15 protein-coding genes are annotated in these 13,842 nt (G+C 65.0%); 7 read left to right on the top strand and 8 right to left on the bottom strand.

The features are described from left to right. Positions 1–4: 4 nt before the first annotated feature. A complete protein-coding gene (locus KF730_RS02250) occupies positions 5–1,210 on the bottom strand; it encodes a toxic anion resistance protein (protein ID WP_294095663.1) in 1,206 nt (401 codons plus the stop codon). Between the two features lie 222 nt (positions 1,211–1,432). On the opposite strand from KF730_RS02250, the gene KF730_RS02245 reads away from it, so the two are divergent. Together KF730_RS02245 and KF730_RS02240 are read left to right on the top strand one after the other, a co-directional pair. Next, complete coding sequence (locus KF730_RS02245) at positions 1,433–2,275, top strand: hypothetical protein (protein WP_294091960.1); 843 nt, start codon at positions 1,433–1,435, stop codon at positions 2,273–2,275. Then, positions 2,275–2,859 carry a hypothetical protein gene (locus tag KF730_RS02240; protein WP_294091959.1) on the top strand — a complete coding sequence of 195 codons (585 nt, stop codon included), beginning with the start codon at positions 2,275–2,277 and terminating at the stop codon, positions 2,857–2,859. Before KF730_RS02245 ends, KF730_RS02240 begins: the two co-directional genes overlap by 1 nt. 106 nt (positions 2,860–2,965) lie before the next feature. On the opposite strand, the gene KF730_RS02235 is transcribed toward KF730_RS02240, so the two are convergent. Next, complete coding sequence (locus tag KF730_RS02235) at positions 2,966–3,556, bottom strand: NADPH-dependent FMN reductase (protein WP_294091958.1); 591 nt, start codon at positions 3,554–3,556, stop codon at positions 2,966–2,968. Positions 3,557–3,932: 376 nt separating this feature from the next. Here KF730_RS02235 and typA point away from each other — a divergent pair, with 376 nt between their 5' ends. Together typA and KF730_RS02225 are read left to right on the top strand one after the other, a co-directional pair. After that, positions 3,933–5,756, top strand: coding sequence for a translational GTPase TypA (typA, locus tag KF730_RS02230; RefSeq protein WP_294091957.1), 1,824 nt, complete (start codon positions 3,933–3,935; stop codon positions 5,754–5,756). A 98-nt stretch (positions 5,757–5,854) separates the two neighbouring features. Next, positions 5,855–6,418: a hypothetical protein gene (locus KF730_RS02225; RefSeq protein WP_294091955.1), complete on the top strand. Its 564-nt coding sequence runs from the start codon at positions 5,855–5,857 to the stop codon at positions 6,416–6,418. A 49-nt stretch (positions 6,419–6,467) separates the two neighbouring features. Here the strand turns inward: KF730_RS02225 and KF730_RS02220 are convergent, their stop codons facing one another. Both KF730_RS02220 and KF730_RS02215 read right to left on the bottom strand, forming a co-directional pair. Continuing rightward, positions 6,468–6,947 (bottom strand): methylated-DNA--[protein]-cysteine S-methyltransferase, encoded by a 480-nt coding sequence (locus tag KF730_RS02220; protein ID WP_294091953.1) that lies wholly within the window; start codon positions 6,945–6,947, stop codon positions 6,468–6,470. A 62-nt stretch (positions 6,948–7,009) separates the two neighbouring features. Continuing rightward, complete coding sequence (locus KF730_RS02215) at positions 7,010–7,411, bottom strand: EVE domain-containing protein (protein WP_294091951.1); 402 nt, start codon at positions 7,409–7,411, stop codon at positions 7,010–7,012. A 150-nt stretch (positions 7,412–7,561) separates the two neighbouring features. On the opposite strand from KF730_RS02215, the gene KF730_RS02210 reads away from it, so the two are divergent. The 3 genes from KF730_RS02210 (at position 7,562) to KF730_RS02200 (ending at position 9,910) form a co-directional block, all read left to right on the top strand. Further along, positions 7,562–7,912, top strand: a complete 351-nt coding sequence (locus KF730_RS02210; protein WP_294091950.1) for a hypothetical protein — start codon at positions 7,562–7,564, stop codon at positions 7,910–7,912. Positions 7,913–8,001: 89 nt separating this feature from the next. Then, entirely contained in the window at positions 8,002–8,277 is a 276-nt protein-coding gene (locus tag KF730_RS02205; RefSeq protein ID WP_294091947.1) for a DUF3297 family protein, read from the top strand. A gap of 40 nt (positions 8,278–8,317) precedes the next feature. Beyond that, the gene (locus KF730_RS02200) at positions 8,318–9,910 is read left to right on the top strand and encodes a serine hydrolase (RefSeq protein ID WP_294091946.1); all 1,593 of its coding nucleotides are present in this window, start codon (positions 8,318–8,320) and stop codon (positions 9,908–9,910) included. A 340-nt stretch (positions 9,911–10,250) separates the two neighbouring features. Here the strand turns inward: KF730_RS02200 and KF730_RS02195 are convergent, their stop codons facing one another. The 4 genes from KF730_RS02195 to KF730_RS02180 form a co-directional block, all read right to left on the bottom strand. Beyond that, positions 10,251–11,009, bottom strand: a complete 759-nt coding sequence (locus KF730_RS02195; RefSeq protein WP_294091945.1) for an isocitrate lyase/phosphoenolpyruvate mutase family protein — start codon at positions 11,007–11,009, stop codon at positions 10,251–10,253. A gap of 60 nt (positions 11,010–11,069) precedes the next feature. Further along, positions 11,070–11,504 (bottom strand): hypothetical protein, encoded by a 435-nt coding sequence (locus tag KF730_RS02190; RefSeq protein WP_294091944.1) that lies wholly within the window; start codon positions 11,502–11,504, stop codon positions 11,070–11,072. 216 nt (positions 11,505–11,720) lie between these two features. After that, entirely contained in the window at positions 11,721–12,521 is an 801-nt protein-coding gene (locus KF730_RS02185; protein WP_294091942.1) for a response regulator, read from the bottom strand. Further along, complete coding sequence (locus KF730_RS02180) at positions 12,518–13,627, bottom strand: histidine kinase (RefSeq protein ID WP_294095658.1); 1,110 nt, start codon at positions 13,625–13,627, stop codon at positions 12,518–12,520. Before KF730_RS02180 ends, KF730_RS02185 begins: the two co-directional genes overlap by 4 nt. Between the last annotated feature and the right edge of the window lie 215 nt (positions 13,628–13,842).

Below are 13,842 nucleotides of genomic sequence, written 5' to 3'. Positions count from 1 at the left end.
GCGCTTACATCGCCTCCAGCTTGAAGGTCTCGGCGCCGCCGCTCACCTGGTTCTGCGCCGCGCCCTCGGCCCGGGCGATATAGCCCTTCGACTTCTCGACTTCGTTCGACAGCGTGTTGACCGTCGTCTTCATGCTGTCGAGCGCCTTGATCTTGAAGGTGTCGATGGCGTCCATCGTGTCATAGATGTTCTGGAACGCGCGCTGCAGCGTCTCGACCGGAATCGTCGAGCTGGCCGCCTGCTCGTGGATCGCCGCCGACTGGGTCTTGAGCAGCTGCCCGGTCGAATCGATCAGCCCCGCCGTCGTCGTGTTGAGCGCGGTCACCTGATCGAGCACCAGCTTCTGGTTGGTCAGCGCCTGCGCCACCGTCACCGCCGTGCGCAGCGCCGAAACCGTCGTCGTCGAGGCGCGGTCGACGCCCTTGATCAGCTCGACATTGTTCTTCTTGACCAGATCGAGCGCCAGATAGCCCTGCACCGTCACCGCCATCTGCGTCAGCAGGTCCTGGGTGCGCTGGCGGACGTAGAACAGCGCGGTCTCGCGCACCGCCTTGGCCTTGGCCGGGTCGGTATGATCGAGCTCGAGCGCCTTGGCCTCGAGCTTCTCGTCCATCGCCTTGGAGAGATAGATCATCTGCTCCAGCCGGCCCATCGCCTCCCACAGATTGGCGCGCTCGGTGCCGATCGCGGCATTGTCCTCGATCAGCTCGTCCTTGCCGTTGGACAGGCTCTTGAGGATGCCGTTGATGTGGCTCTGCGACGATTGATATTTGCGGAAATATTGCGTGAGCCCGCCGCCGCCGAACAATTTGGCGAAGAAGCCGTCCTTGCCGCTGATCAGCTTGCCGTTCTTGCTCGGATCGAGCCCCTCGACGGTCTTGCGCAGCGCCAGCAGATCGGCGCCGACGCCGCTGTCGCTGCCGATCGCTTTCACCGGGCGATCGAGAAACCGGTTCGATTGCCCGGCGGCGGCGCGGATCTCCTTCTGGCCCATCGCCGCGATCGCGTCGACGCGCTTGCCGAATTCGGGCGAGTTGACGTCCTGCGCGACGAGATCGTCGATGAAGCCATCGACCCGCGCGTCGAGCTCGGTCTTCTTGGCGTCCTCGACCGGCACCAGACCCGCGGCCTTGGCGGGCGCGACCGCCTGCACCGGCTCGGGCGGAGTCAGCACCAGATCCTGTTCGGCCGTGATCGTCTCGGTCGCCATCGCGTCATTCTCCAAAGCTGCCCGCCCACAATAGGCATAGTTCGACAGCTATCCAACTGTGTTGTCTATATAGTACACCTGCGCATTCTCGCCAAGAGATGCATTTTTCGCGTAACGGTCTTTGCGTGGGGCGGATCCGGTGCCAATCTGCGCAGGAATTGAAATTCGGGAGGAATTTGGGTGCGGTATCGGCAATTGCTCATCGGTGTGGCGATCCTGGCTATGGCCAGACCCGCATTCGCCCAGTCTTCCGAAGCCGATCTCGCCGCGAAAGAGACCGCTGTCCAGGCCGCGACCGCGCGCCCCGCGACCTGGGCGGCGCGCTCGGCGGAATTCCGCAAATGGCTGGCCGGCGCCACCGATGACGCGGGCAAGCCACTCTCGGCCGCGGCGCGCAAAGGCCATATCGCCGATCAGATCCACATCATCGACAACGAAATCGAACGCGCCAGGGGCATCACCGCCAAGGCGAGCCAGGCCGAGATCATCAGCGCGAACTGCCTCGCCAAATGGCTCTCGATGAACTGCAACGTGCCGATGGCCGGCATGCTCCGCGACCTCGACGGCACCCGCATCCTCTGGCAGCTCCAGTCGGGCGCGTCGGAAGAGGATGGCAGCGGCATGGGCGCGATGCTGTGGGATGCGAGCAGTCCCAATCCGCCGCAGCTGATCGGCTGGACCTTTGAGGGCGTGTGGATGGAGACGCCCCGCTACAGCGCCTATAACCAGTTGCTGTGGGTCAGCGGCCGCATGGCCGGCACCGGCGACGGCAATGCCGACATTCTCTACCAGCGCCAGAACGGCAAATGGGTCGAGATCGAGACGCAAAGCTGGAAGGAGGATCTCGCCCGCCGCCTGCCCAAGGGGTTCGGCGCCTGGCACGGCGTCGATTACGACCTCGTCAATCTCGCCGCCGCGACTGAGCTGTGGCGCGACGAGGACGCCAATTGCTGCGCCAGCGGCGGCCGCGCCAATCTCGATTTCGAGATCGAGGGCAGCAGCCTCAAGCTCAAGGGTGTCTCCGCGCAGATCGGCGGCCTCGACAAGGAATGGAAGGACTTCTGATGCGCCATATTCTCCTCGCCGCGGCGGCGCTCTGCCTGCCCGCCACCGCCCATGCCCAGCTGCTCGACGCCCCCAAATGCGCGATCGACAAGGCGACGTACCGGATGAAGGACAATGCCGACTATCTCGCCGGCTTCACCAAGCTCGCGCATGGCCGGATGACGTCGGACCTGTTGTTCTGGATCAAGAGTCCCAAGCGCACCTGGTGGTTCGGCTTCGAATCGCCCAACGGCTATGGCGGCACCTGGCTGTCGCCCTCGCTCAGCGCGGCGATGATCGACGAGGAGGATATGCGCGAGGATGGCGAGCAGCCACAGGCATTCAAGGATTGGGATGAATCCGCCAAGCAGGCTGGTGACGCGCCCGATCCGCTCCAGAACATCACCTTCGACGCCTTCAATCCCGATCTGACCGCGTTCAGCAACCCGCCGCAGTCGGAGGATCCCGCCCCGGCGCGCATCTTCATGCGCGGCATCGGCCAGGCGCTCTGGTACAGCTACACCTGGGCGGCGGCGGGCGACCCCAAGGCCGAACAGGAATCGATCCCGACCGCGATGTGGGAGCCGGCTGGCTGCGCGAAATAGCTTCATTCTTGGCCCCTCCCTTTCAAGGGAGGGGAAAGGGGTGGGCTCGGCGGCATACGAGGCTCGATGCCTCGTCTGGCGCTTTGTTGGGATGGGACGGGGTTCGCTAAATGGAGGGGCTGGGAAGTTGGCCAGCCCGCGCGACCCGTAACGCCCGGCCCCACCAGGTCAGTTCGTCGAACAGCGCGGCCAGCGCCTTGTCGTCATACGAATCGGCGTTGAACCGGTCGCCGTCGCGCTTGGCGCCCGGGCGCACCAGATGCACCGCGCCCGCCAGCGGCGCCATTTCCAGCGTCACCGCGGTCAGGCGCAATTGCTCGACCGAGCGCGCCCCGCCGACCGTGCCATAGCCAACGAAGCTCACCGGCTTGCGGCCCCATTCGGCGAACACCGTGTCGAGCGCGTTCTTGAGTACGGCGCTGCCCGAATGATTATATTCGGGGCAGATCAGGATATAGCCGTCGGCACCGGCGATCTTCTCCGCCCAGCGGATCTGCAGCGGGTCCTGATACTTGCCGGCGGCGGGCGGCTTGGCATGCGGGAAGAATGGCAGGTCCCAGTCGTCCAGGTCGACCAGTTCGCAATCCAGATCGGCGCGCGCGGCGGCCCGCTCGATCACCCAGTCCCCGACCGGCGCGGCCATCCGCCCTTCGCGCACCGATCCGAGGATCACGAGAATTTTGAGCGGTTCCGTCATCACCATCTCCGGGCTGTCCTACATGCGCGCTTTCTGCTGTACCCTCGGCAATGCGCAGTCCAGTCCCAGGTTCCGCCCATCGCTTGCGTGTCGCGCCGGCGTCGCCAGCGTGCCGCGCCAGTGTCGCCCGCGCGTCGCGGCGGTGTCGCGCACCTGTCGCGTGGCGTCGCGGCAGCGTCTCGCCAGTGTCGCGCTGGTGTCGCGCCAGTGTCGTGTCGCCGGCGCCCCCCCTCTGGAGAACGCCCGCAACATGCCCCGAAAACACTAAACTTCATCAACATTCGCGATGCCGCGCTGTTGCCCGGCCCTTTCGCATCCGCACAATTTCGGTTATGGGCGCGCCCGAACCGCACTCCGGCGGCATCCAGGATATCGTATGAACCTTCGCAACGTGGCGATCATCGCCCACGTCGATCATGGCAAGACCACGCTCGTCGATCAGCTTTTCCGCCAGTCCGGCACCTTCCGCGACAACCAGCGCGTCGAAGAGCGGGCGATGGATTCGAACGATCTCGAAAAGGAGCGCGGCATCACCATTCTCGCCAAGCCGACCTCGGTCGAGTGGGAAGGTACGCGCATCAACATCGTCGATACCCCCGGCCACGCCGATTTCGGCGGTGAGGTCGAGCGCATCCTGTCGATGGTCGATGGTGTCATCCTGCTCGTCGATTCGTCGGAAGGCGCGATGCCGCAGACCAAGTTCGTGACCGGCAAGGCGCTGAAGCTCGGCCTCCGCCCGATCGTCGTCGTCAACAAGATCGACCGTCCCGACGAGCGCATCCAGGAAGTGCTCGACGAAGTGTTCGATCTGTTCGTGTCCCTCGACGCCACCGACGAGCAGCTCGATTTCCCGGTGCTCTACGCCTCGGGCCGCAACGGCTATGCCAATGAGGACCCGAGCTTGCGCGAAGGGACGCTCAAGCCGCTGTTCCAGAAGATCGTCGATCACGTGCCGCCGCCGGCGCTCGAAGTCGATGCCCCCTTCACCTTCCTGGTGACGTTGCTCGACCGCGACAACTTCCTCGGCCGCATCCTCACCGGACGCGTCCAGTCTGGCACCGTCAAGATCAACCAGCCGATCCACGCGCTCGACATGAGCGGCAAGATCGTCGAGACCGGCCGTGCTTCGAAGATCATGACCTTCCAGGGTCTCGACCGCGTCCCCACCGACGAAGCCCGTGCCGGCGACATCATCTCGCTCGCCGGTCTCACCGTCGCTACCGTGTCGAACACCATCGCCGACACTTCGGTCACCGAAGCGATCCAGGCGCAGCCGATCGATCCGCCGACGCTGTCGATGCGCTTCGCCGTCAACGATTCGCCGATGGCCGGCCGTGAAGGTTCGAAGGTCACCAGTCGCATGATCCGCGACCGCCTAGAGCGCGAAGCCGAATCGAATGTCGCGATCAAGGTTACCGAGAGCGAGGACAAGGATTCGTTCGAGGTCGCCGGCCGCGGCGAACTCCAACTCGGCGTGCTGATCGAGACGATGCGCCGCGAAGGCTTCGAGCTCGGCATCAGCCGCCCGCGCGTGCTGTTCCGCGAGGACGAGAACGGCAACAAGACCGAGCCGTACGAGACCGTCGTGATCGACGTGGACGATGAATATTCGGGCACGGTCGTCGACAAGATGAACCAGCGCAAGGGCGAGATGACCGACATGCGCCCCTCGGGTGGCGGCAAGACGCGGATCACCTTCTCGGCGCCGTCGCGCGGCCTGATCGGCTATCACGGCGAGTTCCTGTCGGACACCCGCGGTACCGGCATCATGAACCGCCTGTTCGAGAAGTACGGTCCCCACAAGGGCAATATCGAAGGCCGCAAGAATGGCGTGCTGATCTCGAACGGCTCGGGCGAAGCGCAGAGCTATGCGCTTGGCCCGCTCGAGGATCGCGGCATCCTCTTCGTCGGCCATGGCGAGGCGCTCTATGAGGGCATGATCATCGGCGAGAACGCCAAGAATGACGATCTCGAAGTCAATCCGATGAAGGCCAAGCAGCTCACCAACTTCCGCGCCTCGGGCGGCAAGGACGACGCCGTCCGCCTGACCCCGCCGAAGAAGATGACGCTGGAACAGGCGATCGCGTACATCGACGATGACGAGATGGTCGAAGTCACGCCGTCGAAGATTCGCCTGCGCAAGCGCCACCTCGATCCGCACGAGCGCAAGCGCGCCTCGCGCGCGAAGGTCGCGGCCTGAGGTTCAAAGGCGTCCGGAGCGATCCGGGCGCCTTTTCCTTTTAATGTAGGAAATCCCGTGCTTATCTTCGCTGCACAGGGCGAATGGGAGCCGCCGGAATGATCATCGCCGCATTGCTGATCCTGGCGGGTGCGCAGGACGTTCCCGCGCCGGTGCCTCACACGGTCGGTAGCGGCGTCACCACGCCCGCCAGGGACAAGGACGGCACGCAGCGCTGGTCGCTGATGCCCGACCCTTGCGCCTCGGAGCGGGTCGAGGGCGAACTCCTTGTCTGCGGCGAGGCGGCCACCGCCGCCGCGCAAGTGCCCCGCCTGCCGCTACCCGAAGAACGCGGCCCGCCCGACCGGCCGATGCCCAGCAATCCCGACGTCACCGGCATCGATGCGCTTCGTGTCTCTGTCCCGCCCTGCGCCACGCTGTCGCAGGGCTGCACGACAGGCGTCGACCTGTTCGGCGGCGCGACCTTCCTGGTGCGCGCCGTCGGGAAGCTGATCGACAAGGACAGCTGCTGCGAGGAACCGGGCGAAGCCACCAATTTCGGCGGATTGCTCCACGATATCGGCAAGGTGTTCCGCAAGAAACCGAGGATCGACAAGTCGAACCGGGTGCCGATCCCGCTCGATGATCCGAAGCCGGCCGAGCCCGGATCAGCGACGCCCTGATCGCCCTTCCAATGTAGGATTCGTCTGAAAGAGCAGGCTTCGCTCTTGCTCATCGTTGCTCCAGGCGCAGCAGCAGCTCCTTCGTCGCCAGCCCGCCCGCGAACCCGGTCAGGGCGCCGTTCGATCCGATCACCCGGTGGCACGGCGCGATGATCGAGATCGGATTGCGGCCATTGGCGGCGCCGACCGCGCGCGATGCGCTGGGCCGCCCGATCTGCTGCGCGATCTCGCCATAGCTGCGCGTCTCGCCGAACGGGATCGTCAGCAATGCCGCCCACACCGATTTCTGGAAATCGGTACCGCGGAAATCGAGCGGCACGTCGAAGCGGGTCAGCGTGCCGGCGAAATAGGCGGCGATCTGCCGCTCGGCATCGGTCAGGATCGCATGGTCGCGATCCTCGGCTAGCGGCCCGAGTATGACACGGCCCGGCCGGTCATTCTCCCACAGGATCGCGACCAGCCCCTTGTCGCTGGCCACCAACCTCAGCTCGCCGACCGGCGAAGGCATATTCTTGAAAGCGAGAGTCATAGCGGGTCCTTTCGCCTGCCGACTATCCGGCAAGCCGCCGCGCCGCTTCCCGCCGCTTGCGCTCAATGCCCGGCCATCTCCAGCAACACCTTCCACTCGGCTTCGCGCACCGGCGTCACCGACAGGCGCGACTGGCGCAGCACTTCGATCTCGGCGAGGCGCTTCTCGGCCTTGATATCGGCCAGCGGCACCGGCTTCTTCAATCTCTCGACCGGTTCGACCCGCACGCTCGCCCATTTGCCGTCGTCGCCATCCGGCTGCCAGGCGCGGGTGATCTCCATGATCCCGACCGCCGCCTTCTCGGTGTTCGAATGATAGAAGATGGCGCGGTCGCCGGGCTCCATCTCCTTCAGGAAATTGCGCGCGGTGTAGTTGCGCACGCCATTCCATTCGGTCCCCTTGTCGCGGATCAGATCGTCCCAGCTATAGGCGTCGGGTTCGGAGCGGAGGAGCCAGTATCGCATGGCATCGGTGTTTACCGAACTGGACGCGGCATGAACACTCGGTTCCGCACGGGTTCAGAAGCAATTTACTAAAAATGCATCCTCAGCCTTCGACTCGCGTTGATGAGAGGTCGGGTCAGGGCTCTGATGTTGAACACGAGGAGGAAAGTCATGGCCAATCTTGTCAAAAAGGCGGTTCTCGGCGTCACGCTGGGCGCCAGCATGCTAGTCGCCGTCGCGCCGACCGCGGAAGCGCAACGCTATCGCGGCCGCTATCATCACGACAATACCGGCACCGCCGTTGTCGCGGGTATCGCGGGTCTCGCCATCGGCGCGGCGCTCGCCAGCGACAGCCGCTACGATTATGACCGCCGCTATTATCGCGAGCGCGGCTATTATCCGACCGACGGCTATTATTATCGCGAGAATTATCGCCGTTATCGCGGATATGATCATTGCACCATCCGCCGCCAGTACGACCCGTATCTGGGCCGCAGCGTGCGGGTCCGCTACTGCCGCTAAGACGTAGCGCCGGCTAACAGGGAAGGGGCGCGGAGCGACAGGCTCCGCGCCCCTTTTGCTTGACGGCAATAGCGGCTAAGGGCGCGAATATGAGCGATACTCCCCCCGACCGGCTCTCGGTCAACCAGAACAGCCCCTATTTCGATCAGCCCGTGCTGGAGCGCGGGATCGGCATCCGCTTCAAGGGCGTCGAGCGCCGCGACGTCGAGGAATATTCGATCTCCGAGGGCTGGATCAAGGTCGCGCTCGGCAACAAGGTCGATCGCCGTGGCCAGCCGCTGACGATCACGCTCAAGGGCCCGGTCGAGGCTTGGTTCGAGCGCCCGGCGGAAGGCGCCGCCGACGAGGCTTCCGAAGCCGAATAAGCCCGGCTAGGCTCGCGGCGAACGACCGGGAGCACATGACATGAGCGGGCTGCAACTCAATCGGCGCCAGGCGCTGCTCTGGTCCGCAGGCGGGCTCGTCGCGGCGGGCTTGCCGGCAATGGCCTTCGCCACCGAGCAGGCGGCCGCCGATCCCGCGATCGACGATATCGTCACCAGGTTCATGGCCGCGTTCGAGACGCCCGGGATCGCTGTGGCGGTGATCCGGCCGGGCAAGCCCACCTATTTGAAGGGCTATGGCGTCCAGACGCTCGGCAAGCCGGCTCCGGTCGATATCCACACCCGCTTCGGCATCGCCTCCAACTCCAAGAGCTTCACCGCCGCCGCGCTGGCGATGCTGGTCGAGGAGGGCAAGGTCGCGTGGGACGAGCCGGTCACCAAATATATCCCCGAATTCAGGATGCACGATCCGCGCGTCACCGCATTGATGACGGTGCGCGACCTGCTGGTCCATAATAGCGGACTGGCGCTGGGCGCGGGCGACCTGATGCAATTCCCGGCGAGCGAGCGGCCAGCCAGCGAGGCGCTGAAGGCGCTGCCCTTCCTCGCCGCCGAGCGCGGCTTCCGCACCGGCTACGCCTATGACAACATCCTCTATGTCGTCGCGGGGCTGCTGATCGAGCGGCTGACCGGCAAGACATGGGCCGAGTTCGTCAGCCAGCGGCTGCTGACCCCGCTGGGCATGACCGACGCGGCGCCGGCTTTGCGCTTCCTCAAGGGCGGCAATGTCGCGGGGCGGCACGCCCGGCTCGGGCCGCCGCTCCGGGGCATGGGACCGATGGAAGTGATTCCGCCGGACGAGGGGCCGATGACCGACGCTGCGGGCGGGATCAACGCCAGCGTGAGCGACATCGTCCATTGGCTCGAAGTGCAGATGGCGAGCGGCAAGCTGCCCGACGGCAACGCGCTGTGGAGCCCCGCCCAGCAGGCCGAGCTATGGAAGCCGCAGACGATCGTCGCCTCCTCCAACGGGCCGAGCGACACCTGGCCGGCGCGTGGCGTGACCCAGACCTATGCGCTCGGCTGGTTCGTCCAGGATTATCGCGGCGAACGGCTGGTGCACCATTCGGGCGGGCTTTCGGGCCAGGTGACGCAGACGGCGATGCTGCCGGGACGCAAGGCGGCGGTGGCGGTGTTCTCGAACACCGAGGATGGCGTGTCCGGCGGGATCCGCAACGCGCTGCTCGACCTGTGCATCGGCGCGCCCGCATTCGACTGGGTCGCGGCGGCGCAGGCGCGGGTCAAGGCCGCCAACGACGCGGCGCTGGCCGAATTGGGCGGCAGTCTCGACAAGGCGCCGGCGGGCGGCCCGAGCCTGGCTCTCGATGCCTATGCCGGGCGCTATCGCGATCCATGGTACGGCGACATCGTCGTCAGCAAGCGCGGCAAGGGTCTGGCTATCGATTTCACGCCGACGCCGGTGTTCAAGAGCGCGCTCGAGCCATGGGGGCCCGACACCTTCCGCACCCATTTTCCCAAGGGCGCGGGCGAGGATGCGGTGATCAAATTCGCGGTCGTGGACGGCAAGGTGACGGGCGTGAGCATGAAGGCGCTCTCGCCGCTCGCCGACTTCAGCTACGATTTCCAGCACCTGGCGTTCGTGCCGGTGCGGTAATCGCCATCGGCGCGAATGTTGAGGAAGTTTAGTCTTTTTAGGGGGCTAAACATTCGCGAATGGTCCCAATGGTCGCACTGACCATGGGGGCTGGCTGTTGTGCGCGCGGCGCGATCTTCGCACTGCCCATGGGGAGTTCGGGACCGACGATTTCAAAGAGCGGACGGCAATGCCGACCGCGCGAGCCAAGCAGGCGAAATCCTACATTGCAAGCTTCTCAATCCTCCCCCGGAGGGGGAGGTGGCAGGCGCAGCCTGACGGAGGGGGCTCGCCACAGGCGATATCGTTTGCGGCCTGCCCCCTCCACCGCTTCGCGGTCCCCCCCTCCGGGGGAGGATTTTTAGGCAAATGCCGCACGCGCCGCGTCTTCGAAGGCCTTGAGCGCGGCCATGTGCGGAAAGGGGCCGTGGCTGATGCGGGCGACGCCGGTGGCGGCGACGGCTTTGGCATCGGGGGCGCCGGGAAAGGCCATGAAATTGACCGGCAGCGGAACGCCCGAGCAGACCCTCTCCAGCAACCGGAGATCGGCGAGACCGGGAACGAAGAAGCCGTGCGCACCGGCATCCGCATAGGCCTTGCCGCGCTCGATCGCGGCATCGGCCATCGCATCGTCATGCGTATCGGGCCTGGCGATCAGGAAGGTATCGGTGCGGGCGTTGAGGAAGAAATCGGGCGCGGCCCTGACGATCGCCGCGATGCGCCTGGCCTGATCGGCGATGGCGTGCATGGTCCGCCCGGGCGTGCCATGGGTGGCGACGATCTGGTCCTCGAGATTGCAGCCAATCGCGCCGGTCGCGGCCAGCGCGGCGACATTGGCGGCGGTCTGCGCGGGATCGGTCGAATAGCCGCCTTCGAAATCGATGCTGACCGGCAGCGATGTGGCGCGGACGACGCGTTCGGCATTGGCGAGGGCGAGATCGAGCGGAAGCTCCTCGGCATCGCTGAAACCATGCGCGGTCGAGACCGAGGCGCTGCCGGTGGCGATGGCCAGGGCCCCTGCCCGCTCGGCCGCCTGGGCGCTGCCCGCGTCCCACACGTTGAACAGGATCAGCGGGTTTCCGGGCACGTGCAGGGCGGCAAATATCTCGAACCTGGTCATTGGCGGCCTTCCTCTCGCGCCGCCAATGTTCCACATTCGTTCCATGCGGTCAACAAGCGCTCAGTGGCAGGATTGCTGGTCCATCACCGTCAGCACTTTGGCGATATTCTGAGCGACGACGGCAGCGCGCGGCTCTTCGGCGACGGGTTCGGCCTTGGCCATGATCTTGGCTAGACGGCGAAGGTCCGAACATACCTGCCCCTTGCGGCGGCGATTGCCGGACTCCTTTTCCGCCGCCTTCAGCACGTCGCAGACCTGGATCAGCGACTGGCCCCAATAGGGGAATTGGAAACCCTGGCCGATGACGACGCCGGTCACGCCCTTGCACGCGGTGGCGACCTCCATCGCATTGCCGGCAAGCGTGGAGTTATAGATGAGTTCGGCGCGGTCGGCCCATTTCGCCCAGCCCGCCGCCTTGTCGCCCGCTTGCGCCGCGCCCGAAAACAATGTCGCCGCGATCAGGCCGATTGCGGCAATGATATCCCTGAAACGCATCGGCCATCCCCTGATAGTTCAGGAGATGGCGATAGCTGGGCGGCGGGCGGTGGCTATCCCCTGGATAGGGTAGGGTTGGGTGCTTTGATCCTGCCCCGGAGGGGGAGGTGGCAGCCAAAGGCTGACGGAGGGGGTTCGCCACGAGCGGTATCGTTTGGGGCAAGCCCCCTCCACCGCTTCGCGGTCCCCCTCCCCCTCCGGGGAGGATTTAGGCGATCAGTGAACGAAGCGTGCCACCACGTCGCGGTACGAGCGGCTGACCTTCACGCTGGCCCCCGAATCGAGCACCAGGAAGCATTCGCCGTTGGTGTGCGGCTTGACCTGCTTGACCAGATCGAGATTGACGATCGTCGAGCGGTGGACCCGCTGGAAGCGGCGCGGATCAAGGCGCTTTTCGAGGTCCTTCATCGTCTCGCGCAGGATCAGCGTGTTGTCGCCGGTATAGATGCACATGTAATCGCCGGCGGCGTCGATGCGCTCGATGGTATCGACATCGACGCGGAAGATCTGGCCGCGATCCTTGATGTTGATGAGCTTCTCGAAGCGGTTCGAGGCCATTTCACCATCGGTGGTGGCGATCTCGTCGGCGGCTTCTGGCGCGACTTCGGCGAGGACTTCCTTCAGTTTCTCGACTTCCTCGACGCCGCGCTTCTCGGTCAGGCGCTGGCGGACGCGATCGAGCGTGTCGGCAAGGCGGGCGGGCTCGACCGGCTTCATCAGATAATCCATCGCCTGCGCCTCGAAGGCGCGGATGGCGTGGTCGCTATAGGCGGTGACGAACACGAACAAGGGCGGCTCGACTTCCATAAGGCCCTGGACGACCGAGAAACCATCGAAGCCGGGCATCTGGATATCGAGGAAGACAAGATCGGGCTTGTGGGTCTTGATGCTGCGGATGGCCTCGCGGCCGTTCGAGCATTTGTCGATGATCTCGACGTCTTCGTGCTCCTGAAGGCGGAGCTCAAGGCCCTGGATGGCCAACGGTTCGTCGTCGACCAGAATGGTGCGTATGGTCATGCGGCCTCTCGGTTCGGTTCCTCGATCTGGAACGGTATCTCGATCTCAACGCTGAACCCCTGCCCCGGGTTCGACTGCGAATCGAAACGGTGGTCAGCCCCGAAGGACTGCGCCAGCCGTTCCTTTATATTGGCGAGCCCCACGCCGGTTGAAAGGGTCGGCCTCGGCTGGCGTTCGATCAATCCAGGTCCGGTGTCGGATACGCTGATCTGCACCCGTTCTCCGGCGAGCCGAGCCGAAACGGTGATATCGGCGCCCTCCTCCTGCGGCGTCACCGCATATTTGATCGCGTTTTCGACCAGCGGCTGGAGCAGCAGCGAGGGCAGCCGCGCCCTGGCGACGCGCGGATCGATATCGAAATGCGGGCGCAGGCGCTCGTCGAAGCGCATCTTCTCGATCTCGAGATAGAGCTGGAGGGTCTCGACCTCCTGCGCGAGCGTGACATGCGCGGTCGGCTCGTTGGCGAGCGTGTAGCGCAGGAACGAGCTGAGGCGGGACAGCATCACGTTGGCGCGCTCGGTCTGCTTGAGCAGCACCAGCGTCGAGATCGAATTGAGCGTGTTGAACAGGAAATGCGGATTGAGCTGATAGCGCAGCATCGCCAGCTGGGCGTGGCTGGCCTGCATCTCCAGCGCCTGCATCTGATCGATCTGCTGCTCGACGATCAGATAGAAATTGATCCCGAAATAGAGCGCGGACCAGCCGGCGAGGACTGTGAAATTGAGGAACAGCGAGCCGATGACGAGGGGTATGCTGATGCCCGGCTCGGCGGCCTTGATGAAGCTGAAGGTGAAGGCGTCGATCACCGCGTAGATGACCGTCGCCAGCAGGAGCGCGGTGAGGGTCAGCAGCACGCCGCTGATGCGGTTGAACCGGCGGAAATAACCATAGAGCGTCGAGAGCAGCAGCGTCAGGCAGTAGCCGACGATCGCCTCGATGATCGCGGCGATGATCGCCTCGACCGTGATCGCGTTCGAAATCGATACCACGGTGCGCAGCAACAGGTAGCCCGACCAGCCCGCCGCCTGGAGCAGCCAGAAGGCGCGCGACTTGTCCTCGAAGAACGGGCGCGAGAGCAGGCCGGGATCGCGGATCGGTGCCGGCATCAGTTGCCGGGCGCTATGGACTGGGTTCGCCACGCCGCTTCTCTAACACCGCTGCGATGGCGCGGCAAAGCGCGTGTGCGGGGCGAGCGTCCCACGGCCTGTCACCCTGGGCTTGTTCGGTACTTATACCATTCGGACAAGGAGGGAGGCGAGTGAACGCGTTCTCCTGCGAAAGCAGGAGCCCAGGAGCCCCGAGCGGCATCGCTTGTAACTCT

This window comes from Sphingomonas sp. (assembly GCF_019635515.1).
Taxonomy (GTDB): domain Bacteria; phylum Pseudomonadota; class Alphaproteobacteria; order Sphingomonadales; family Sphingomonadaceae; genus Sphingomonas.
Note: the sequence above shows the minus strand (reverse complement) of the source record. Positions and strands in the feature narration are given on the sequence as shown.